This is a genomic window from Streptomyces beigongshangae (genome assembly GCF_019710745.1).
GTDB lineage: Bacteria > Actinomycetota > Actinomycetes > Streptomycetales > Streptomycetaceae > Streptomyces > Streptomyces beigongshangae.
This window is the reverse complement of record NZ_JAHKJW010000002.1, coordinates 27,069-49,140: the sequence shown is the minus strand read 5'-3', so window position 1 is coordinate 49,140 and position 22,072 is coordinate 27,069. Positions and strand designations below refer to the sequence as shown.

The 22,072-nt window shown below is 72.6% G+C and carries 16 protein-coding genes; 3 read left to right on the top strand and 13 right to left on the bottom strand.

The window, feature by feature from the left end; genetic code table 11:
- Positions 1 to 40 precede the first annotated feature (40 nt).
- From KM933_RS01540 to KM933_RS01525, 4 genes are all read right to left on the bottom strand, one after another.
- The gene (locus tag KM933_RS01540) at positions 41 to 796 is read right to left on the bottom strand and encodes an AIM24 family protein (protein WP_221347931.1); all 756 of its coding nucleotides are present in this window, start codon (positions 794 to 796) and stop codon (positions 41 to 43) included.
- 17 nt (positions 797 to 813) lie between these two features.
- Positions 814 to 1,494 (bottom strand): AIM24 family protein, encoded by a 681-nt coding sequence (locus KM933_RS01535; protein ID WP_221347930.1) that lies wholly within the window; start codon positions 1,492 to 1,494, stop codon positions 814 to 816.
- Between the two features lie 13 nt (positions 1,495 to 1,507).
- Complete coding sequence (locus tag KM933_RS01530) at positions 1,508 to 3,244, bottom strand: TerD family protein (RefSeq protein ID WP_221347929.1); 1,737 nt, start codon at positions 3,242 to 3,244, stop codon at positions 1,508 to 1,510.
- Between the two features lie 143 nt (positions 3,245 to 3,387).
- Positions 3,388 to 3,984, bottom strand: coding sequence for a M48 metallopeptidase family protein (locus KM933_RS01525; protein WP_221347928.1), 597 nt, complete (start codon positions 3,982 to 3,984; stop codon positions 3,388 to 3,390).
- Positions 3,985 to 4,194: 210 nt separating this feature from the next.
- On the opposite strand from KM933_RS01525, the gene KM933_RS01520 reads away from it, so the two are divergent.
- Both KM933_RS01520 and KM933_RS01515 read left to right on the top strand, forming a co-directional pair.
- Positions 4,195 to 5,388: a TOMM precursor leader peptide-binding protein gene (locus KM933_RS01520; RefSeq protein ID WP_221347927.1), complete on the top strand. Its 1,194-nt coding sequence runs from the start codon at positions 4,195 to 4,197 to the stop codon at positions 5,386 to 5,388.
- Complete coding sequence (locus tag KM933_RS01515) at positions 5,381 to 6,856, top strand: ABC1 kinase family protein (protein ID WP_221347926.1); 1,476 nt, start codon at positions 5,381 to 5,383, stop codon at positions 6,854 to 6,856. The genes KM933_RS01520 and KM933_RS01515 overlap by 8 nt, the downstream gene beginning before the upstream one ends.
- Positions 6,857 to 7,178: 322 nt before the next feature.
- On the opposite strand, the gene KM933_RS01510 is transcribed toward KM933_RS01515, so the two are convergent.
- From KM933_RS01510 to KM933_RS01495, 4 genes are all read right to left on the bottom strand, one after another.
- The gene (locus tag KM933_RS01510) at positions 7,179 to 7,502 is read right to left on the bottom strand and encodes a hypothetical protein (RefSeq protein WP_221347925.1); all 324 of its coding nucleotides are present in this window, start codon (positions 7,500 to 7,502) and stop codon (positions 7,179 to 7,181) included.
- The gene (locus KM933_RS01505; protein ID WP_221347924.1) at positions 7,499 to 7,867 is read right to left on the bottom strand and encodes a WhiB family transcriptional regulator; all 369 of its coding nucleotides are present in this window, start codon (positions 7,865 to 7,867) and stop codon (positions 7,499 to 7,501) included. Before KM933_RS01505 ends, KM933_RS01510 begins: the two co-directional genes overlap by 4 nt.
- Positions 7,868 to 8,041: 174 nt before the next feature.
- The gene (locus tag KM933_RS01500; RefSeq protein WP_221347923.1) at positions 8,042 to 8,356 is read right to left on the bottom strand and encodes a hypothetical protein; all 315 of its coding nucleotides are present in this window, start codon (positions 8,354 to 8,356) and stop codon (positions 8,042 to 8,044) included.
- Positions 8,357 to 8,518: 162 nt separating this feature from the next.
- Positions 8,519 to 10,750 (bottom strand): ATP-dependent DNA helicase UvrD2, encoded by a 2,232-nt coding sequence (locus KM933_RS01495; protein ID WP_221347922.1) that lies wholly within the window; start codon positions 10,748 to 10,750, stop codon positions 8,519 to 8,521.
- A 181-nt stretch (positions 10,751 to 10,931) separates the two neighbouring features.
- Between KM933_RS01495 and KM933_RS01490 the strand changes: the two genes are divergently transcribed.
- Positions 10,932 to 11,174, top strand: a complete 243-nt coding sequence (locus KM933_RS01490; protein ID WP_221347921.1) for a mycoredoxin — start codon at positions 10,932 to 10,934, stop codon at positions 11,172 to 11,174.
- Between the two features lie 64 nt (positions 11,175 to 11,238).
- Here the strand turns inward: KM933_RS01490 and nudC are convergent, their stop codons facing one another.
- The 5 genes from nudC to KM933_RS01465 form a co-directional block, all read right to left on the bottom strand.
- Entirely contained in the window at positions 11,239 to 12,186 is a 948-nt protein-coding gene (nudC, locus tag KM933_RS01485) for an NAD(+) diphosphatase (protein ID WP_221347920.1), read from the bottom strand.
- A 114-nt stretch (positions 12,187 to 12,300) separates the two neighbouring features.
- A complete protein-coding gene (locus tag KM933_RS01480; protein ID WP_221347919.1) occupies positions 12,301 to 13,704 on the bottom strand; it encodes a dipeptidase in 1,404 nt (467 codons plus the stop codon).
- A gap of 10 nt (positions 13,705 to 13,714) precedes the next feature.
- Positions 13,715 to 17,383 (bottom strand): ATP-dependent helicase, encoded by a 3,669-nt coding sequence (locus KM933_RS01475; RefSeq protein WP_221347918.1) that lies wholly within the window; start codon positions 17,381 to 17,383, stop codon positions 13,715 to 13,717.
- A 242-nt stretch (positions 17,384 to 17,625) separates the two neighbouring features.
- Positions 17,626 to 21,168 (bottom strand): ATP-dependent helicase, encoded by a 3,543-nt coding sequence (locus tag KM933_RS01470; RefSeq protein ID WP_221347917.1) that lies wholly within the window; start codon positions 21,166 to 21,168, stop codon positions 17,626 to 17,628.
- Between the two features lie 428 nt (positions 21,169 to 21,596).
- Positions 21,597 to 21,962, bottom strand: a complete 366-nt coding sequence (locus KM933_RS01465; RefSeq protein ID WP_308013207.1) for an MGMT family protein — start codon at positions 21,960 to 21,962, stop codon at positions 21,597 to 21,599.
- Positions 21,963 to 22,072: the final 110 nt, after the last annotated feature.

Genomic DNA, 22,072 nt, shown 5'->3' with positions numbered 1-22,072 from the left:
GCCACGACGGACCGGCACCCGTCCACCGGCCCCGAAGTACTCAGCTCCAGGCGTTCCCTTGGTTCTGCTGCCGAACCCCCTGCTGCCCCATCCCGTACTGCGCGGCGACCCCGCCCCCGAGCACCGCGTTCTGCGGCGGCAGCAACTCGCTGGGCTGCACCAGCGCGTACCCCTGCCCCATGAAGCTGAGCTCCCAGCCCTCACCCGTGCTGCCCCGGCGCCGGAACACCCCGGAGGAGTGGGTCTGGGCCTGCATCTGCACGCGCAGGCCCGTCGACCAGGCGACGATCGCGTCGGCGTCGCAGTTGACGTACCTGTCCGGCGTGATCTGCAGCATCAGCGGACTGCCCGACGTCATCAGGGCGACCTTGCCGCGCCCGGAGATGTTGAGCTGGTACTTGCCGGAGCCGGAGATGCCGTACTGGCTGTCCACGGCGATCACGTCGTGGTGCAGCGAGGAGTCCATCGCCAGGACGTAGGCGCTGTCCACGGTGAGGCCGTCCTGGTCCACGTCCACCACGTGGATGTGCTGGGCGAGGTTGGCCAGGTAGACGGTGCCCTGCCCGTGGCAGCGCATCAGGTCGAGGCCCTCCCCGGTGTGGGCGCGCGAACGCTGCTGCCCGGAGTTCTGGAACTCGGCGTCGAACTCCACGAGGCCCTGGTAGGCGACCATGGTGCCCTTGCGGGCGAGCACGTCGTCGTGGCCGTCCAGGAGGACGCGCAGCATCTGCTTGTTCTGCAGGCTGTAGCGCTCCTGGGACTGCTGGTCGTTGTACGCGAAAAGCGGGCTCTGCATGATGTGTGTGCTCCCCCTCAGCCCCGGACCCGGAGACGGTCGGTGCTGTCCTCACTGGGCTGGACTACGACGATGCCCTGTCCGGAGAAGGCCAGCTGGAAGGCCTCGCCGCTGCCCCGTCCGATCAGCGACTGCGCCTTGAAGCTGCGCTTGCCCTTCACCTTGAGGTTCGGTGACCAGGCGACCAGCGCGTCCGGGTCGACGTACGTCTCGTCCTCGCCGCCGCCGCAGTCGACGACGATGGGCTTGCCCCGGGAGGTCAGCGCCACCCAGCCCTGCCCGGAGATCCTCGTGTTCCACAGGCCCTGGCCGGCGAACTTCGCCAGTCCCTTGACCCGCTCGACACCCCACGTGAGGTGGGCGTCGAAGGCGAGCAGGTTGGTGGCGTTGACGGAGATGCCGTCGCCGTCGAGGTTGATGACGACGACGTTCGCCCCGTAGTCGGAGAGGTAGAGCAGACCGTCTCCGGAGCACTTCATCAGGGGTGCGCCCTCGCCGGTCATCCAGTCCTTGGCGATCTGGCGCACGGCCGGCGGATTGGGCTCGTACTGGACGAAGCCCTCGTAGGCGACCATCGACCCCACGCGCGCGAGGAGGTCGTTCCCGGTCTGCATGGCGACCTTGAGCATGTGGTTGCCGTGGTTCTCCATGCGCGCGGCGACAGGTGCCGGGGCGAAGCCCGCGAGCTGCTGGTTCATTGGACGGGCTCCCTCAGACCTCGTACGGCTGGACGACGATGAAATTGCCGGGCGCGCCGCGGAACTGGAGGTTCACGCTCTCCCCGGTGTCCCCCGGATAGGCGTTGCGGCGCATGCGCACCTGGCTGGAGACGATCACCTGGGAGGCGGCGGACCACGCGACGACGGCGTTGCAGTCGGCGAACGTCGTGGGCGTCACAGGCAGGACCACGGGCACGCCACGGGTCTTGACGACGATCGTGCCGGTTCCCTGGAACTGCATCGTGAACAGGGCTCCCCCGGGGATGCCGTGCCCTTCGATGCGGCGCACCTCGTACTGCAGCGTCTCGTCGAAGGCGAGGACGTTCTCCGCGGAGACGCAGACGGCGTCCCCCTGCAGCTCGACGGGGTGCAGCATGGCGCCGTTCTCCGCGAGGAACACCTGACCGCGGCCCGAACAGCGCATGAGCTGCATCTCCTGGCCGGTCGCGTTGCCCACGACCCGGCCGGAGAACCCGGCGCCCTTGTAGCTGAAGTCGACCTTGCCCTGGTAGAGCACCATGCTGCCCTGGCGGGCCAGTACGGCCTGGTCGCCGCCCGCGCCGAGGTCGACGCGGACCATCTTCTTGTTCTGCTGGGTCCAGCGCTGCCCGGTGGGCGTCTCCTTGTACGCCTGCAGCGCGGCGGTGACACCGGCGCCGCCCTGGGGAAGGCCCTGCGGTACTCCGTACGCGGCGGGCGCGCCCGGCACGCCGGGCTGACCCGGCTGACCCGGCTGACCCGGCGCCTGTCCGAACGGCGGCTGCTGTCCGTAGCCCGGAGGCGGGGTGGGTGCCTGGGGCGGCTGCGGTGCTCGGGGTGCCGGGGGCGCCTGGGGATATCCGTAGCCGGGCGGCAGGGGCGCGGTCTGCCCGGGGGCCTGGCCGTACGGAGGCTGCGGCGGCTGACCCGGCTGCCCGTAGGGCGCGGGAGCGGGTGGCGGGGGCGGTACGGGGGCGCCGCCCGGCGGAGTCATGGGCGCGACGACGGTCGGTGCGGTGTGCACCGGAGGTCCGGGCGCCGGGGGCGGCGTGGGTGCCGGGGGCGGGGCGAAACCCTGCGCGGGCTGCGGCGGAGCGGGCGCGGGCGGCGGCGTGGCGGGACCTGCCGGAACCCCGAACGCGGGCGGCACGGCGGCCTGGGCAGGCGGTGCGAACGACGGGACGCCGTCCGCCTGCGGACCGGGCGCGGCGGCCGGCTCCTCCTCGGCGACCTCGCCGCCGAAGTTCTTCAGCAGCGCGTCGAGCCCGCCGTCGAAACCCTGCCCGACCGCGGCGAACCGCCATACGTCCTTCAGGTAGAAGTCGCCCAGCATCACGGCGCGCTCCGTGGAGAACTCGGCGCCGGTGAAGGAGTACCGGGCCACCTCCTCGCCGCCCGCCACGATCCGGATGTACCCGGGAGCGGCCTGTGACATCTGTCCGGCACCGTCGACGGTCGCCGTGAACGACAGCCTCCGGATCTGCGGAGGGATCCGGTCGAGGGTGACGCGGAAGGACTCGGTGTCGCCCGCCTGCGGGCCGAGGAGCTGGACGGCCTCCTCGGGGGTCTTCGGCTGGTTGAAGAAGACGAAGTACCGGTCGTCCGACAGCCGCTCGTCGGCGTCCAGACCGAAGCAGCTGATGTCGAAGGTCAGCCCGGGACCGGTGATCTGCACACCCACGTACAGATCGGTGCCCGCGGTGAGGTCACTGATCCTGGCCTTGTGGCCGCGTTGGAATTCCCTGGCCATGCGTAACGACCGTCCCCCATCCCGAATGCAAGTGCGTCGCGTCAGGCTAACGGCAAAATCCGGCCGCGGACGAGGCCGGTACACACCCGGTACACAAACCCGGCCGTCGGCCGTCCGGGCGGGGACCCCGCGTCAGACCGGTCTCATTCGCCGCGCGCCGCAGGCAGGTGGGGCAGCCGGTCGGCGGCGACCACCCCTTCGAGGTAGCCACGGGCCCGCTCGGTCCGCGGGTACGCCTCCAGGAGTCGCCAGAAGTCGGCCCCGTGGCCGGGCACGAGCAGATGTGCCAGCTCATGGACCAGGACGTAGTCGACGACGTACTCGGGCATGCCCTGCAAGCGGTGCGAGAGGCGGATGCTGCCCTCGGCCGGGGTGCACGAGCCCCAGCGCGTGTTCTGGTTGGTGACCCAGCGCACCGAGGCGGGCCGGGCCCGTCCGCCGAAGTACAGCTCGGAGAGCCGGGCGGCGCGCTCGGACAGTTCCGTGTCGCCGAGGACCCGCTTGCTCTCCTGGGCCGCCAGTTTGTCGAGCATGACGGTGACCCAGCGCTGCTCCTCCGCCTCGGACATCCGAGCGGGAATGAGCACGACGGTGCGATCGCCCTCACGGTACGCGGAGACCGTTCTGCGCCGTCGCGCGCTCCTGCGGACCTCGATCGCACTCGCCCCCGAGCCGCCCGGCGGCTGGCTCGTCGTGCTGCGCTGTGGGTTTCCGGCGCGGTGCAGGGGGTCGGCGGGCACGCCCCGACGTTACCCGTTGCCCAGGGGGGAAGTCCCGTCTCCGGTACGCATCGATGCCGAACCGCACCCCTCGGACCCGATTCGTACGACGAACATCCACCCCCTGTGGATAACTTTCGGCACGCGCCGGGCAATGCGGGCATCCTGGCATTCGACCGGCGGAGCGGGACGAAGTCCGCCGGCACCACGGGGACGTACGGGGGTCGTTTCATGCATCCGACGGTGAAACCCGCGCTGCGGCGCGGCTGGCGGGATCTGCACACGGTGCAGTTCGGGATGGCGCCCGCGCACGCGATGGTGCTCGGCCCGGTGGACCCGGCGACCGGCGGTCTGCTGACGCTGTTCGACGGCACCCGCGGGCTGCCTCTCCTGCGCAACGAAGGACGCAGGATGGGGCTGCCCGAAGGCCATGTCGACGGTCTCGTGGAGCGGCTCTCCCGGGCCGGACTGCTGGACGACGCGACGGGCGGCGGCCCGGCCGCCGACGCCCTGCGCGGGGATCCGGCGGTGCTGGACAGGCTCCGGCCGGACGCCGCCTCGCTCTCCCTCGTCGACCGCGAACCGGGCGGGGCCATGCGCCGGCTGGCGGCCCGCCGCGCACTGCACGTGCGGGTACGGGGCGCGGGCCGGGTCGGAGCCGTCCTGGCCTCGGCCCTGGCGGCTGCGGGGGTGGGCCGGGTCGACGTACAGGACGCCGGTCGCGTCGAGCCGTGGGACGTGGCGCCGGGCGGGCTGCCCGTGGAGTCCGTCGGCGAGCGCAGGGACGAGGCCGCACGGCGCGCGGTGCGCGCGGCGGCACCCTCCCGCCCGCCTCGCCGGGGCGGCGCCCGGGCCCCTGCCGGTCAGGACGGTCCCGGTCTCTCCCTGGTGATCCTCGCGCCCCGGGACCCACTAGCCGTCCACGCGCCCGACCCGGCAGACCTGGAGCCGCTGCTCGCGTCCGGTACGCCGCATCTCTTCGCCGGCGTCGTGGAGGGCACGGGGATCGTCGGCCCGCTGGTCCTGCCCGGGGACACCGCTTGCGCCGGCTGCCTGGACCTGGAGCGCACCGACCGGGATCCGGCCTGGCCGCGCCTGCTCGCCCAGTGGCGCTCCGGGCGGTCCCGCCGGGTGCCGGCCTGCGATCTGGCACTGGCGGTCACGGTCGCCGGGCTGGCCGCGGGGCACGCGCTCGCCTTCCTCGACGGGGGACTACCGTCGAGTGCGGGGGCCCGCTGGGAGGTTTCACCACCCGGCTTCGACTGGCGCGCCCGCCCGGTGCGACAGCATCCCGCGTGCCCCTGCGGGCCCGGGGAGAAGGGCGAGGGGGAGCGGACCTCGGACGGCGAAGGGCCGCACGAGACAATGGACGGGCAACAGCCGCACGCGGCCCGGCTGTCCGGTACTTGGAGGGCGCATGTCTGATCTTCCCCGGAAGGCGGTCACACGGACCGCCAAGCTCGCCGCGCTGCCGCTCGGCTTCGCCGGGCGCGCGACCTGGGGGCTGGGCAAACGGATCGGCGGCAAGTCCGCGGACCTCGTGGGCCGCGAACTGCAGCAGCGCACGGCGGAGCAGTTGTTCAAGGTGCTCGGTGAGCTCAAGGGCGGCGCGATGAAGTTCGGGCAGGCCATGTCCGTCTTCGAGTCGGCCCTGCCCGAGGAGGTCGCGGGCCCGTACCGTGCGGCGCTCACCAAACTCCAGGAGGCTGCTCCCCCGATGCCGACCGGCACGGTGCACGCCGTACTGGAGGAGCGGCTCGGCGAGGACTGGCAGGACCTGTTCCTGGAGTTCCAGGACAGGCCCGCCGCGGCGGCCTCCATCGGACAGGTGCACCGGGCGGTCTGGCACGACGGCCGGGAGGTCGCGGTCAAGGTGCAGTACCCCGGGGCGGGTGAGGCCCTGCTGTCCGATCTGACCCAGCTGAGTCGTTTCGCCCGGCTGCTGGGCCCGCTGATCCCGGGCATGGACATCAAGCCGCTCATCTCGGAACTGCGCGACCGGGTGTCCGAGGAGCTCGACTACGGTCTGGAGGCACAGGCGCAGCGGGCCCACGCGGAGGAGTTCGCGGACGACCCGGACGTGCTGGTGCCGGCCGTGGTCCACCAGTGCGAGCAGGTGCTGGTGACGGAGTGGATCGACGGGACACCCTTGTCCGAGGTGATAACCGACGGCACGCAGGAGGAGCGCGACCGAGCGGGTCAGCTCCTCGCCCGCTTCCTCTTCTCCGGCCCGTCCCGCACCGGCCTGCTCCACGCCGACCCGCACCCGGGGAACTTCCGCCTCGTCCCGGACGGCCCCGAGGACCCTGCCGACCCCGAGGACCCTGCCGGTTCGGAGGGCCTCGACGGCTCCGGGCGTTCCGGTGACAGGAGCGGCTGGCGGCTGGGCGTTCTGGACTTCGGCACGGTGGACCGGCTCCCGGACGGCCTGCCGCCGACGATCGGCCACTCCCTCCGCATGGCCCTGGACGGGGATGCGGAAGCCGTCCACGAGCTGCTCCGCGGGGAAGGGTTCATCAGGGACTCCATGGAACTGGACCCGGACGCCGTCCTGGACTACCTGCTCCCGATCATCGAGCCGGCCCAGGCCGACGAGTTCACCTTCAGCCGGGGCTGGATGCGCGGCCAGGCGGCCCGGATCGCCGACCCCCGCTCCCCCGCGCACCAGCTGGGCAGACAGCTCAATCTGCCACCGGCGTACCTGCTGATCCACCGGGTCACCCTCAGCACGATCGGTGTGCTGTGCCAGCTGGGGGCGACGGTACGGCTGCGGCAGGAACTGGAGGACTGGCTTCCAGGCTTCCTGCCGGACGCGGGGACGGGCACGGAGGGAAGCGCGAAGACGGAGCCGGGCGGGGAACCGGACGAGGAGGACTCGGCAGCCGGGGCCTGAGTGCCGCGGGCGGGATCCGGGGCCTGCGGCCGGAGTGGGCAGCCAGGTCCTGAGATCCGGGGCGGAGGCCGGGGCTGGGGCCGGGGCGAAGGCCGGGACCGGAGGCTGGGGAACCGGACGAGGAGGCCGGGGACCATGACCGGAAGCGGGGGGACCGGGACCGGAGGCCGCGCCCGCAGCGCATCCTTTCGGCAGAACGCACGGCGGGGGCCGGTCCCCCCGGACCGGCCCCCGCGTTCAGCAGCTCTTCCTGCTGTCTCTGTCCCTGCTTCCGCCTACGGCTGCGGCTGCGGCTGCGGCTGCGGCTTCTGGGTCCTGTTCCCTACTGCATGACCGCCATGGCCAGAGCACGGCGGGCGCGCAGCGACGCGCGCTCGGCACGGCGCTGCATACGGCGGGCCACCACCAGGCGCCTGGCCCGGCGCTCCTGCTCGGCCTCATGGATGCGGTCGTGCATATGCGCACGCGCGAGGGCTTCTGGGATGAGTTGCATCTCTCGGGTCCTGTTCTGACGCGAGTCGTTCGCGTCGGTGGAAGTGAAGTCTGGGATCACGGAGCCGGCGGGCTCGCCTGTGGACGGCTTCATCGGGGCCTGTTTCCTGGGGTCGTGCGTCAGGGGGCGATCGATCGTTCCGGTGATGTTCATGCCGAGACCGGGTTCTTGCGCGGGCGGCCACGGGGCCGCTTCCGGGCGACGACGACACCCTGGACGAAGAGCTCGCCGCCCCAGACGCCCCAGGGCTCACGCCGCTCCTTGGCACCGGCGAGGCACGCCTCGACCAGCGGGCAGGTACGGCAGAGGGACTTGGCGTACTCGACATCGGCCGGCGACTCGGCGAAGAAGACCTCCGGGTCGTAGGAACGGCAGGGGACGGGCACGCCGAGGTTCTCGATGGCGTCGTCGAGCGCGGTCAGCGCAGTGAGCGGGATCAAGGTGGGGTCCTCCGTGGAACCGGGCGGGGTGATCGTTTCGGAAGGCGGTACGGACGGGGCGTGCGCTTCGAGTTGCACGGTTCGTCTTCCTCGTCTGGTCGTGCCGGCCGGTTGGCCGGTTGGCGGCTGGTACCGGGGTTTTCTGTTGTCCCGAGGCCCCTTCGCTCCGCCGTCCCCGGTCGGGGACAAACAGAAGGGCCGCGGATCCCGGGTGGGGTTCCGCGGCCCTGAAGGCGCCGGCCTGATCGCCGATCAGGCTGGATCACTCCAGGGGTCAGGCCCACGGAAGGCCCACATCGTGTGGTGCGTCTGCTTGGCGACTCCGGCACCGGCGGCCGCAAAGGCATAGGCCTGCGCCTGTGCCTCTACTGCTTCCAGTGCCTTCATCGGTCGCTCATTGCGCTCGCGGACAGGGAGCACCGCGAGAGACACGGAGGACGCCGGCCGAACGGCAGCGATGCCGGACAGACCGGTGCCCAGGTTCGAGAAGCCGAGCAGGCACGTGGAGACGACCGAGCGATCGGTCATTTTGGCGGTGCTGGCGGAGCTGGTCTTGATGCTGATCACTGGATTCGCCTCCTCTCGGCGTCTCTGGGACCGGGCGGGCCGGTCCATCGGTTATTAAGTACAGCACGGAACCAGGGCCTTGGAGAAGGCCGCCGTTTCCGTGCTTTAGAACCTATGGGGATCGCTGGGGATCGCGCAAACTATTTTCTCGACGAGTTTGAATCACTGCTCGCCCTCACCGGTCCCAAGCTCCTGGCCTGCACATATGGCCAGTACGTCGGTCCCGTAGCGGTTCAGCTTGCGGGCGCGGACACCCGGGATGCGGGCCAGCTCAACCGGAGTGGACGGTACCGCTTCCGCGATGGCCATCAGCGTCTTGTCGGTGAAGACGCAGAAATCCGGCTGCCCGCTTCGCTCGGCCTGGACCGCCCGCCAGTCGCGCAGCCGTTCGTAGAGCCCTTCGTCCATGTCTGAGGGGCAGTCCTCGCAGCGCATCAGCTTCATCTCGCCGGCGTCGCTGAGCGTGCGGCCGCAGACCCGGCAGCGGGCGGGCGTGCGGTGGACACGCCGGGCCACATCGGGAGCGCTGTCCGGGACTCCCCGCTCGACACCGCCCGAGCCGCCGGGACCGGCCGCGCCTCTGCGACCCGCGGTGGTGACGGAGCCGGGACGCAGTCCGTCGAGGAAGCGGCTGGGCCGCCGGTTGGGGCGGCCACCGGGCGACCGGGACTGCGACCAGGAGACGGAGAGGTGCTCCCTGGCACGGGTGACGCCGACGTAGAGGAGGCGGCGCTCCTCCTCTATCTGTTCGTCCGTCCTGGCGTAGGAGATGGGCATCATGCCCTCGGCGACGCCGACCAGGAAGACGACATCCCACTCCAGCCCCTTGGCGGAGTGCAGGGAGGCGAGGGTGACACCCTGGACGGTCGGGGCGTGCTGGGCGGCCGCGCGCTCCTCGAGTTCGGCCACCATGTCGCCCAGGGTGGCGCCGGTCCTGGCGGCGGCGAAGTCCTGCGCCAGGTTCGCGAGGGCGGCGAGGGACTCCCAGCGTTCCCTGACGGCGCCGGAGCCCGCCGGCGGCCGGTGGCTCCAGCCGTCGCCGGACAGGACGGCCCGTACCTGCGAGGGGAGGTCGGGGGCGTCGTCGAGAAGTGAGTCGTTGCCGCCGAAGCGGGCCGCGCCGCGCAGGGCGTGGATGGCCCGCTTGACCTCGGGGCGGTCGAAGAAGCGCTCGGCTCCGCGCAACTGGTAGGGCACCCCCGCGTCGGCGAGGGCCTGCTCGTAGATCTCGGACTGCGAATTCGTGCGGAAGAGGATCGCGATCTCGCTCGCGGGGGTGCCGGAGGCGATGAGGTCGCGGATGCGGCGGGCGGCGCCCTCGGCCTCGGCGGGCTCGTCGGTGTACTCGGCGTAGCCGGGCTCGGGGCCCGCGGCGCGCTGGGAGATCAGTTCCAGCCGGTGGTCGGCGGCCCGGCCGCGGGCCTGGGCGAGCAGACCGTTGGCGAGGTGGACCACCTGGGGCGTGGAGCGGTAGTCGCGGACGAGTTTGACGACGGTGGCACCGGGATGGCGGGCGCGGAAGTCCAGAAGGTGGTCGGGGGTCGCGCCGGTGAACGAGTAGATGGTCTGGCTGGCGTCGCCGACGACGCAGAGGCTGTCGCGCTCGCCGAGCCACAGTTCCAGGAGGCGCTGCTGGAGAGGGCTGACGTCCTGGTACTCGTCGACGACGAAGTGCTGGTACTGGGCGCGGACCGCCTCGGCGATGTCGTGCTGGTCCTGCAGGATGGCGACGGTCAGCAGCAGGACGTCCTCGAAGTCGATGACGCCGCGGTCCCGTTTGATGTCCTCGTACGCCGAGTAGAGCTGGGCGATCTCGGCGCGGTCGCGGGGCGCCGTGCGGCCGGCCTTGAGCGCCGCCGCGGTGTAGTCGGCGGGGACGGTCTGGGTGACCTTGGACCATTCGATCTCGGCGGTGACGTCGCGCAGCTCACCGCGGTCCAGACGGACACGGCAGGCGGCCGCGGCGTCGGCGACGAGCTGGATCTTGCGGTCGACGATGCGGGGCAGGCTGCCGCCGACCGCCTTCGGCCAGAAGTACTGGAGCTGGCGCAGGGCGGCGGAGTGGAAGGTGCGGGCCTGGACCCCGGAGGCGCCGAGCTGGCGCAGACGGCCGCGCATCTCGCCCGCGGCGCGGTTGGTGAAGGTGACGGCGAGCACGCTGGAGGGCTGCAGGATCCCCGCCCGTACCCCGTAGGCGATGCGGTGGGTGATGGCCCGGGTCTTGCCCGTGCCGGCTCCCGCGAGCACGCACACCGGCCCGTGCAGGGCGGTGGCGACCTCGCGCTGCTCGGGGTCGAGCCCTTCCAGCACCGCGTCGGCCCCGCCCTGCGCGGCCGGGTACTGCGAACCGGCGGAGCCCTGCGGGAAAAGGGTGGAGTGTGTTGCTGCTGTCACCCTGCCATGCTGCCAGGTCGGCCGAGGCGGTTGTGCCGGTTGTCCACAGGGAGACGTCTGCAGTCGTACTGATACGACAGGCGTCAGGGGTCCCCGCCCGGGTACTGCGGGAATGGCGACCCTGTCGCGTACGTTCCCTCCACAGCGAACACGCGCCTCCCCGCAGCGAAGGAGCAGAGACATGCCGGGCACCGTGACGATGTACAGCACCACGTGGTGTGGCTACTGCCGTCGGCTGAAGAGCCAGATGGACCGTGAGGGCATCGCGTACGAGGAGGTCAACATCGAGCAGGACCCGGAGTCGGCGGCGTTCGTGGAGAAGGCGAACGGCGGGAACCAGACGGTTCCGACCGTTCTCTTCCCGGACGGCTCGACGCTGACCAACCCCTCCCTGGCGCAGGTCAAGCAGAAGGTCGGCGCCTAGCCGACACGGGGGGTGTGTGCCCCGGGCGGTGGGCACGCGCCCGGGCAGCCGGTACCCGCCCGCCTCAGCCGGCCGCCCCGCGCGTCGGCAGGGGCTTGCCGTACCAGAGCTCGATCAGACGGGCCGCAATCGAGATGCCGTACGGAGGCAGGACCTCCCCGGACTCGAAGGCGGCCCGCAGGTCTTCCCGGGAGAACCAGCGCGCTTCCTGGATCTCCTCGCCGTCGACGTTGATCTCCGCCGACGTGGCGCGGGCCATGAAGCCGAGCATGAGACTGGACGGGAAGGGCCAGGGCTGGCTGGCGACGTACTCCACCTCGCCGACGGTGATGCCGGCCTCCTCGAAGACCTCGCGGCGGACCGACTGCTCGATGGACTCGCCCGGCTCGACGAAGCCCGCGAGGGTGGAGAAGCGGCCTTCGGGCCAGTGCACCTGGCGGCCGAGCAGGATGCGGTCCTCGTTGTCCGTCACGGCCATGATCACGGCCGGGTCGGTGCGGGGGTAGTGCTCGGCGCCGCAGGCGGGGCAGCGGCGGATGTGGCCGGCCGCGGCGATCACCGTGCGCTCGCCGCAGCGGGAGCAGAAGCGGTGCAGGCGCTGCCAGTTCTCCAGCGCGACCGCGTGCGCCATGAGACCCGCGTCGCGCGGCGACAGCAGCAGGCCGGCCTCGCGCAGACCGGCCGCGCGCGCGGACTGGTCCATGCGGCCGGGGAGGGTGTCCTTCTGGAGGGCGAAATAGCTGACGCCGTCGTCGTCGGTGCCCAGGAAGTAGCGGTGCGCCTCGGTGAGGGGCGCTTCGAAGGACGGGGTCATGACGAGTTCGGTGGTGCCGTCGGGCGCCTCGTCGATGAGGACCTGACCGCCGGAGACCACGAAGGCGCGGGTGGTGGGGTGGCTCCATGCCGCGGCGAGCCATGCCTCGTCGAGCCGGTGGTGGGCGGCCCGGTCGATGCCGCTCGGGGCGGTGAGTGAGATGGGACGGTCGGCGGTGTGGTCGGTCCAGGTGGTCACGGGTGCTTCCAACTCCCCCGGTGAAACGGTTGTTTCGGCGGGCTGTTCAGCCGGTGTACGGCAGGACGTGTGCGGTGGGGACGTGTGCGGCGGGAACTGCGCGGCGGTGCTTCCTCAGTGTGCGTCCCGCCAGCTCCGGGCCAGGTCTCCCCACAGGTAGGCGGTGGTCTCGACGCCTTTGAGGAGGAGGTCCAGCTCGACCTTCTCGTTCGGGGCGTGCCAGCCGTCGGACGGGACCGAGACGCCCAGGAACAGCACCGGGGCGCCGAGGACGTCCTGGAGGTCCGCGGCGGGCCCCGAGCCGCCTTCGCGGGTGAAGCGGATCTCCTGCTCGAAGGCGCGGCCCATGGCGCGTACGACGGACTGCAGGGCCGGGTGGTCGAGCGGTGTCAGGCACGGGCGCGTGGCGGCGCCGAAGGTGATCTCATGGCGGATCCCCGCGGGCAGCCGCTCGGCGGTCCAGGCGCGGACGGCCTTCTCGATGTGATCGGGGTCCTGTCCGGCGACCAGCCGGAAGGACAGCTTGACCATGGCCGAGGCCGGGACCACCGTCTTGCTGCCGGGTCCCTGGTAGCCGCCGCCGATCCCGTTGACCTCGGCGGTCGGGCGGGCCCAGATCCGTTCCAGGGTGGTGTGGCCGCTCTCGCCGTGGGTCGCCGTGGACCGGGCGGTGCGCAGCCACTGCTCCTCGTCGAAGGGCAGTTCGGCGAAGAGTTCGCGCTCGCGGTCGGTGAGTTCGGTGACGCCTTCGTAGAAGCCGGGCACTGCCACGCGCGCGTGCTCGTCGTGCAGGGCGGCGACGAGCCGGGCGGCCTCGGTGGCCGGGTTGGGCACGGCGCCGCCGAACGAGCCGGAGTGGATGTCCTGGTCGGGGCCGTACAGCCGGATCTCGCATTCGGCGAGGCCGCGCATGCCGGTGCACACCGTGGGGGTGTCCTCGGACCACATACCGGTGTCGGAGACGATCACGGCGTCGGCCGCCAGCCGGTCCCCGTGCGCCTCCACGAGGGCGCGGAAGTGCGGGGAGCCGGACTCCTCCTCGCCCTCGACGAGCAGCTTCAGGTGGACGGCCGGGACGGTGCGGCCCGTGGCGGCGAGGTGGGCGCGGACGCCGAGTGTGTGGAAGAACACCTGGCCCTTGTCGTCGGCGGCCCCGCGCGCGTGGAGGCGGTTCCCGCGGACGACGGGTTCGAAGGGGTCGGTGTCCCAGCCGTCCTCACGGGCGGCGGGCTGCACGTCGTGGTGGCCGTAGACGAGGACCGTGGGTGCCCGCGGGTCGTCCGAGGGCCATTCGGCGAAGACCGCGGGTGCGCCGGGGGTGGCCCAGACCTCGCAGGTCGGAAAGCCCGTCTCCCGCAGTTTCGCGGCGAGCCAGTCGGCGCTGCGCCGTACGTCCGCGTCGTGTTCGGGCTGGGCCGAGACGGACGGGATGCGCAGCCATTCGGCGAGGTCGTCGAGGAAGGCTGCGCGGTGCTGCTCGATGTACGCGCGGACGGCGCTGTCCGGAGTCTTGCTCATGGTCACGAGCCTAGCCGTCCACGCGCGCATGGAGGTCCGGCGGTTCACCGGGGACCCCGTCGGGTTCCGCCAGGAGGAGGCGTTCCAGCGCGGCCCGGTCCGGCAGGTTCCCGGGGCGTACGACCTCTCCGCTGCGTACGTAGAGGAAGGCCGCCCGTACGGATTCCAGGGGGACGCCGTGCTGCTCGGCCCAGGCGAGCCGGTAGAGCGCGAGCTGGAGCGGGTCGGCGGTTCGGGTGCGGCTGGTCTTCCAGTCGACGATCTCGTACGTCGTCGTTCCGCCTTCTCGGCCTTCTTCGCCTTCTCCGCCTTCCTTGCCTCCCCCGTCGGTCTCTTCCTTGTAGACGGCGTCGATACGGCCCCGTACGACGCGGCCGGCGATGGAGAGCTGGAAGGGGGCCTCCACCCGGTAGGGCGTGCGGTGTGCGTAGGGCGTGCGTTCGAAGGCGGCCTTGAGGACTTCCAGGTCGCGTTCGTCGGCGATCTCGGCCTCGCTGCCCGGCAGGTCCTCCGGGTCCAGCATCGGGAGCGTCAGCTCTTCGAAGCGGGCCTCGACCCAGGCGTGGAAGCGGGTGCCGCGGCGGGCGGCGGGCTGGGGCGGGCGCGGCATGGGGCGTGCCAGTTCCTGGGCGAAACCGTCCGGGTCCGCGGCCAGGCGCAGCAGCTGGGACGCGGTCAGGGTGGTCGGCAGGGGGACGTCCGTGACGCTCTCGCGGGCACGCAGGAGCTCCCCGGTGAGGGCGTCCAGGTCACGGTCCCAGGAGGCGATGGTGCGTGCTTCCTCAGGGGTGGGCCGCGAGCTCCCCGCCGGGTGCGGGCGGGTGTCGGGGGCCGGGGCGGGGCGCGGGATCCTCGGGCGGTCCGGGGCCCACGGGTCCCAGGCGTCCGGGACCGCGCCGTCCGGGACCGCGCCGATCGGGGCGCCGTCCCTGAGACCGGTCTCTTCGTGGGGAGGCTCGTCCTCCTCCGGCGGAGGCGGCCACTCCGGGTCTTCGTACGGGCCCGGATCGCCGTAGGGTCCCGGATCGCCGTACGGACTCGGTTCGCCGTACGGGCCGGAGTCGTCGTACGGGCCGGAGTCGTCGTACGGGCCGGAGTCGTCGTACGGGCCGGAGTCGTCCGGAGCCGAAGGGTGCGCCGCTTCGTGGGAGTGGCCGTGGGGACGGCCGTGGGCGTGGACGGACTCCAGATGGGCAAGCACCGTCCGCGCGGCCTCGCGGCGGCGGGCCGTCGCCAGGTCGTCGAGCGGGAGCGGCCAGGCGTGGTCGCCGGCCGCCGGCTGCAGCGCGGGGTTCTCCTCCCCCTCCTCGGGCTCGTCCACCCAGACCTCGATCTCGCCGTGCCCGGCCTCGCAGTGCGCGTACAGGGCGTGCAGGAAGTCGGAGGGGCCGCGGGGCTTCTTCTGCGAGGGGCCCCACCAGTGGCCGGAGCCGAGCAGCAAGGACCGGGGCCGGGTGAACGTGACGTAGCCGAGGCGCAGTTCCTCGGTGTGCTGGTGGTCCTTCATGGCCTCGTGGAATGCCTTCATGCCGCGGGAGTCCCAGGCGTCCACGTCGGGCAGGGTGTCGGCGTCCCCGCGCAGTCCGTGCGGGAGGACCTTCCCCTGGGTGGTCCACTTCTCGCGGCCCTGACCGCTGGGGAAGGTGCCGGTGACCAGCCCCGGGACCACGACGACGTCCCACTCCAGGCCCTTGGACTTGTGCGCGGTCAGCACCTTGACGGTGTTCTCGCCGCCCGGCAGCGCGTTGTCGAGGCCCTTCTCGTACTGGGCGGCGGTGCGCAGGAAGCCGAGGAAGGCGAGGAGACTGGCCTCGCCCTCGTTGGCGGCGAAGGAGGCGGCGACGTCCAGGAAGTTGGAGAGGGTCTCACGGCGGCGGGCGGCCAGGGCGTGCGGGGAAGCGGACAGCTCCACCTCCAGGCCGGTGGTGGCCAGGACCCGGTGCAGGACGTCCATGAGGGGGTCGGCGAGCGAGCGGCGCAGGTCGCGCAGTTCGGTGGCGAGCCGCGCGAACCGGACGCGGGCGTCCGCCGAGAACGGCAGCCCGTCGTCGTCCCCGTCGCCGCCGAGCGGTGTCTCCAGGAACGTGTCGAGGGCGTCCGCGAGGGAGATCACCTCGGCCGGGTCGACCCCCTCGACGGCCGCGGCGAGCCGCCGGTCGGGATCGTCGTCGGCCCGTGCGTGCGCGTGGGACACGAGCAGCCGGGCCCGCCGGCCCAGGAGGGCGAGGTCGCGGGCGCCGATACGCCAGCGCGGTCCGGTGAGCAGGCGGACCAGCGAGGCGTTGGCACCGGGGTCCTGGAGGACCTCGCAGACGGCGACCAGGTCGGCGACCTCGGGCAGGTGCAGCAGTCCGGAGAGACCCACGACCTCGACGGGGACGTCCCGGGCGACGAGGGCGCCCTGGATCGCGGCGAAGTCGGCCGCGGTGCGGCACAGGACGGCGATCTCACCGGGTGCCTTCCCGGTGCGGACGAGGTGGGCGACGGAGTCGGCGAGCCAGTCCATCTCCTCGGCGTGGGTACGCAGCAGGGCGCAGCGCACGATGCCGTCGCGCTCGGCGCCGGGTGCCGGGCGCAGGGCCTCCACGCCCGCGTGCATGGCGCGCAGGGGCTGCGCGAGATCGTTGGCGAGGTCGAGGAGACGGCCTCCGCTGCGACGGTTCTCGCTGAGCGACTGGCGGGTCGCGGGGCGGCCGTCGGCGTGCGCGAAGTGCTCGGGGAAGTCGTCGAGGTTGGCCACGGAGGCGCCGCGCCAGCCGTAGATGGCCTGGCAGGGGTCCCCGACGGCGGTCACCGGGTGGCCCGTGCCGCCGCCGAAAAGGCCGGCAAGCAGGATGCGCTGGGCCACGGACGTGTCCTGGTACTCGTCGAGGAGGACCACCCGGAACTCGTCGCGCAGGATGCCGCCGACCTCGGGGCGGGAGCGGGCGAGGGTCGCCGAGAGGGCGATCTGGTCGCCGAAGTCGAGGAGGTCGCGCTCACGCTTGGCCGTCCTGTAGCGGCTCACCAGCTCGGCCAGTTCACGCCGGGCCGCGGCCGCCTCCGGGACCTTGCGCAGGTCTGCGTTGGTGAGCTTGGCGCCGTCCAGGTCGCGCAGCAGCCCGGCGTCGTACGCGCGCAGGTCCTCCGGGCGTACGAGGTGTTCGGCGAGCTCGGAGTCGAGCGTCAGGAGGTCGCTGACCAGGTCGGGAAAGGAGCGGGTGAGCGCCGGATAGGGGCCCGGTGCCTCGCGCAGGACGCGTGCGGCGAGCTGGTAGCGCGTGGCGTCGGCGAGGAGGCGCGCGGTGGGTTCGAGCCCGATGCGCAGCCCGTGCTCGGTCAGCAGCCGGCCCGCGAAGGCGTGGTAGGTGGAGATCACCGGCTCGCCCGGGGGGTGGTCCGGGTCGATCACGTCCGGGTCGGTGACCCCGGCCTTGACCAGGGCCTTGCGTACGCGCTCGGCGAGTTCGCCCGCCGCCTTGTTGGTGAAGGTCAGGCCGAGGACCTGTTCGGGCGCGACCTGTCCGGTGCCGACCAGCCACACCACGCGCGCGGCCATCACGGTGGTCTTGCCGGAACCCGCTCCGGCCACGATCACCTGCGGGGCGGGCGGGGCGGTGATGCAGGCAGTCTGCTCCGGGGTGAAGGGGATGCCGAGGAGCTCTTTGAGCTGCTCGGGGTCGGTGATACGAGCTGGCACGTCAGAGAGGCTAGCCGCGTCCACTGACAGCCGGCGCCGATTCGGCGGCCGGGACGGAGGACACGCAGGTCAGCACGTGTGGTGCCATATGTCACTTCTCGTACGGCGGCGGACTTCCGGGTCATACGGCGGTGGAGTCCCCGGTGTCATGCGGCGGTGGGGTCCCCGGTGTCATGCGGTGGCGGACTTCCAGGTCATACCACGGTGGGGGGCCGGGCGGCCGCCGAAGCCGCCGCGGCCCGTCACTCGACGACGTGGCGTCCTTCCGGGCGGGCGCTGCACGAGGCCCGGAACGCGCAGTGCGCGCAGTGCTGGCCCGTCGACGGCGTGAACCGTTCGTCGAGGACCTTGCCCGCGGCGGTGGCGAGCAGGTCGCCGACCCATTCCCCTTCCAGCGGCTCCTGGGCCTGCACCTTGGGCAGGGTCTCGCCGCCGTCCCTCCTGGGGGCGCCCTGGCGCAGCTGGACGAGTTCGGCGCCGCCCGGGTCGGGGCGGTCACCGCCGAAGACCTCGTCGACGGCGCCCTCGCGGACCGCGAGCTGGTAGACGGCGAGTTGCGGGTGGTGGGCCACCTCGGCGGCGCTCGGTGCCTGTTTGCCGGTCTTGAAGTCGACCACGTAGGCGCGGCCTTCGGCGTCCCGTTCGACGCGGTCCATGGAGCCGCGGATGCGGACTTCGTAGGAGCCGGCTTCGAGGGTGACGTCGAAGTCGTGCTCGCTGGCGACCGGAGTCCGTTCGGCGCGGTCCATGACGTGCCACTTCAGGAAGCGTTCGAGCGCCACGCGCGCGTGCTCCTTCTCCTGCGAGGACTTCCAGGGCGCGTCGAAGGCGAGCGCCTCCCACACGGAGTCCAGGCGCTCCATGAGGACGGCGAGGTCGGCGGGTGTGCGGCCGGAGGCGACCTCGTCGGCCAGGACGTGCACCACGTTGCCGAAGCCCTGGGCGGCGGTGGCCGGGGCGTCGGCCTTCACCTCGCGGCCCAGGAACCACTGCAGGGCGCAGGTGTTGGCGAGCTGGTCGAGAGCGCTGCCGGAGAGCACGACGGGGTGGTCGCGGTCGCGCAGCGGCACCTTGCTCTCGGTCGGTTCGTACATGCCCCACCAGCGGTAGGGGTGCGCGGACGGCACCAGGGGGCGGCCGTCCTCGTCGCCGAGCGCGGCGAGCGTGCCGAGGCGGCGGGCCGCGGCCTCCCTGAGGGCGTCCGAGACCCGGGGGTCGACCGTCGTGGCCCGGAGTTCGGCGACGAGCGCCGCGACGGACAGGGGGCGGCGGGGGCGGCTCGTTATGTCCTTCGGTTCGACGCCGAGTTCGGTGAGGAAGCGGGAAGGCTGGTCGCCGTCGTCGGCGGGGGCCTTCACGGCGGTGACGACGAGGCGTTCACGCGCGCGCGTGGCGGCCACGTAGAACAGACGGCGTTCCTCGGAGAGGAGCGCCCCGGGGGTGAGCGGCTCCGCGAGGCCGTCCCGTCCGATGCGGTCGGCCTCCAGGAGCGAACCCCGGCGGCGCAGGTCGGGCCACAGGCCCTCCTGGACGCCCGCGACGACGACGAGGGTCCACTCCAGGCCCTTGGAGCGGTGCGCGGTCATCAGCCGTACGGCGTCGGGGCGCACGGTCCTTCCGGTGAGCGTGTCGGCGGCGATGTCCTGGGCCTCGATCTCCTCCAGGAAGTTGAGGGCGCCCCGGCCGCCGACGCGCTCCTCGGCGCGGGCGGCCGTCGCGAACAGCGCGCACACGGCGTCGAGATCGCGGTCCGCGTTGCGCCCGGCCGCGCCGCCGCGCCGGGCGGCCCGCTCCAGGCGCTGCGGCCAGGGAGTGCCGTCCCACAACTCCCAGAGCGCCTCCTCGGCGGTGCCGCCCCCGGCAAGGCGCTCCCGTGCCTTGCGCAGGAGGGCGCCCAGACGCTGTGCCCCGCGCGCGTACGACGGGTCGTGGGCGACCAGTCGCTCCGGTTCGGCCAGTGCCCGTGCCAGCAACTCGTCGGAGGGCGGCGGCAGGTGGTTGCCACCGGCCCGCTCCTCCTCGCGCAGGGCCCGGCCCAGGCGGCGCAGATCGGCGGCGTCCATACCGGCGAGCGGGGACGTGAGGAGGGTGAGCGCGGTCTCGACGTCGAGCCACGGCCTCTCCCGGACGGGCGGCTCTTCCACGACCGGCTCTTCCACGACCGGTTCCTCCATGACCGGCTCCGCCACAGCCGGCTCCGCCGTGGGCGGCGCCGCTTCGAGGACCGGCGCGCCGGGGTCTTCGGCTTCGGACTCGGGCGGTCCGGCGCCCTCAGGTCCGGACACGGCCGCTCCGGGCTCCTCGGGCTCCGCCGGTTCCTCGGGATTTTCCGGCTCCTCGGGATTTTCCGGCTCCCCGCCCGGCGGCACCGGATCCGGTGCCGTCTCCCCCAGCTCCGCCGCGGCCACCGCCCTGAGCGCGGTCAGCAGGGGCGCCACCGCGGGTTCGTGACGCAGGGGCAGGTCGTCGCCGTCGATGTCGAGGGGAACACCGGCCGCGGTGAGAGCGCGCCGGACCATCGGGACGGTGCGGGCCCCGGCGCGCACCAGGACGGCCATCTCGTTCCACGGAACGCCGTCCTCCAGATGGGCCCGGCGCAGGATGTCCGCGATGTTGTCCAGCTCCGTACCGGGGGTCGGGTACGTGTAGACCTCCACACGGCCGCCCTCCCGTACGGGAGCCGGCTCCCGGTGGGCACGCACCTTTTCCGCCGGGAGGCGGGTCAGGGGCATGCGCCGGGTCAGCAGCCGGGTGGCCGCCAGCAGGTCCGCGCCCGACCTGCGTGACGTCCTCAGGGCCTCGACCGGCGCCGGTGTGCCGTCCGCGCGCGGGAAGGCTTCCGGGAAGTCCAGGATGCCGTTCACGTCGGCACCGCGGAACGCGTAGATCGACTGGTCGGGGTCGCCGAAGGCCACCAGTGTGCGGCCGCCGCCCGCGAGCGCGTCCAGGAGCCGCAGTTGCGCAGGGTCCGTGTCCTGGTACTCGTCGACGAGGACCGCGTCGTACCGCTCGGCGAGCCGTCCGGCCACGTCCGGGCGGCGGGCCAGCAGCACCGCGCGGTGCACCAGTTCCGCGTAGTCGAGCACCCCCTGCATGTCGAGCACGTCGAGGTACTCGGCGAGGAAGGCGGAGGCGGCGAGCCAGTCGGGGCGGCCGATGCGCCTCGCGAAGGTCCGCAGGGCGTCGGGACCGAGGCCCAGTTCACGGCTGCGGGCGAGGACCGCGCGGACCTCGTCGGCGAAGCCGCGCGTCGTCAGGCACGCGCGCAGCTCGTCCGGCCAGCGCACATGGGCGAGGCCGAGCCGCTCCAGGCCGGGCTGACCCGCGAGCAGTTCCCGTACCGCCACGTCCTGTTCGGGACCGGAGAGCAGCCGCACCGGTTCCACGAACAGGTCGCTGTCCTGGTGCGCCCGGACCAGGGCGTAGCAGAAGGAGTGGAAAGTGGTCGCCTGGGGCGCACGTGCCGCTCCCATGCGCAGCGCCATGCGGTCACGCAGTTCCACGGCGGCCTTGCGGCTGAACGTCAGGACCAGGACCCGCTCGGGGTCCGCGCCGCGCGCGATCCGGGCCGCCACGGACTCCACGAGCGTGGTCGTCTTACCGGTGCCGGGGCCAGCGAGAACGAGCAGCGGACCGCTCTCGTGGTCAACCGCCGCGCGCTGTGCCGCGTCCAACCGGGGGGGAGCCGTCCGGGCCGGCGGGGTACGGACCAGCCGGTAAGCGCCACTGGTTCCCTGTCGACCCCTGGGGTACGACAGGCGCTTGGTGGAGGAAGAGGTGCTCACGTGGTTCGCCGGTCCTGGTGGGTGTGCTCGGGCTTGTCTCCGGCGGCGCGGAACGCCGTCGCCGGGGGATCGCGTCGGGACTACGGGGTAGGTCGGGACTACGGGTGGTAGGACGGCAGCGCGGGGCTGGCGGTGACCGCGGGGTGAACGGGACGCCTGTCGACGCTACGCCGGTGAACGCCGTGGAAGCAGCGCTTCCCCGTGTTCCCTCCCGGCACAGGGTTCCCTCCCGGACCTGTGTTCCCTCCCGGACCTGTGCTTCTTCCCGGCACCGTGTTCCCTCCCCGCACGGGCGTCCCCCGCATCACGAACGTACGGCATGTCACGGGAGTGCCCGCATTCACCCGTACGGGCCATCTGCCCCCTTCCTGCTCCTGTTCCCCGTCCTGTTCCTGCCCCTGTTGCCGGCATTCCCGTGCCGGGAGCTGTCACGTGTGACCCCCCGTACGGTCGTCGCCGTCCCACCGGGCCCGTCTCATGTCGATACGCGGCAGATGCCCCTCGGCGGCCCTGCTGGCCTCCTTGAGCGGCGTGCCTTCCGCCCGGTAGTGGTCCAGCGCCCCCAGTTCGTGGCCGGGGAGCAGCGCCCCGTCCGCGCGGACGACCCGCCACCACGGGACGGCACCCCCGTAGAGGGCCATCACCCGGCCGACCTGTCGCGGGCCGCCGTCCTCCAGCCACTCCGCGACGTCGCCGTACGTCATGACGCGCCCGGGCGGAATCCGGTCGGCGACGTCGAGGACCCGCTCCGCGTACTCCGGCAAGACGTCCGCCGGGGGGCTCTGCTCGCTCATCCGGTCCATCCTGCCCCACCCCTCCGACAACGTGACGCGGCGGCGCCCGTGCATGTCCCTCGCCCCACGACACCGCTTCGGGCAGACTGTGCGCCCCCGCACCGCACCCT

What these genes read in the sequence shown, in the direction of transcription:
- KM933_RS01540 (WP_221347931.1), bottom strand. Translation starts at nt 796, where the DNA reads ATGCAGAGCCCGCTTTTCGCGTACAACGACCAGCAGTCCCAGGAGCGC.
- KM933_RS01535 (WP_221347930.1), bottom strand. Translation starts at nt 1,494, where the DNA reads ATGAACCAGCAGCTCGCGGGCTTCGCCCCGGCACCTGTCGCCGCGCGC.
- KM933_RS01530 (WP_221347929.1), bottom strand. Translation starts at nt 3,244, where the DNA reads ATGGCCAGGGAATTCCAACGCGGCCACAAGGCCAGGATCAGTGACCTC.
- KM933_RS01520 (WP_221347927.1), top strand. Translation starts at nt 4,195, where the DNA reads ATGCATCCGACGGTGAAACCCGCGCTGCGGCGCGGCTGGCGGGATCTG.
- KM933_RS01515 (WP_221347926.1), top strand. Translation starts at nt 5,381, where the DNA reads ATGTCTGATCTTCCCCGGAAGGCGGTCACACGGACCGCCAAGCTCGCC.
- KM933_RS01510 (WP_221347925.1), bottom strand. Translation starts at nt 7,502, where the DNA reads ATGAACATCACCGGAACGATCGATCGCCCCCTGACGCACGACCCCAGG.
- KM933_RS01490 (WP_221347921.1), top strand. Translation starts at nt 10,932, where the DNA reads ATGCCGGGCACCGTGACGATGTACAGCACCACGTGGTGTGGCTACTGC.
- KM933_RS01480 (WP_221347919.1), bottom strand. Translation starts at nt 13,704, where the DNA reads ATGAGCAAGACTCCGGACAGCGCCGTCCGCGCGTACATCGAGCAGCAC.
- KM933_RS01465 (WP_308013207.1), bottom strand. Translation starts at nt 21,962, where the DNA reads ATGAGCGAGCAGAGCCCCCCGGCGGACGTCTTGCCGGAGTACGCGGAG.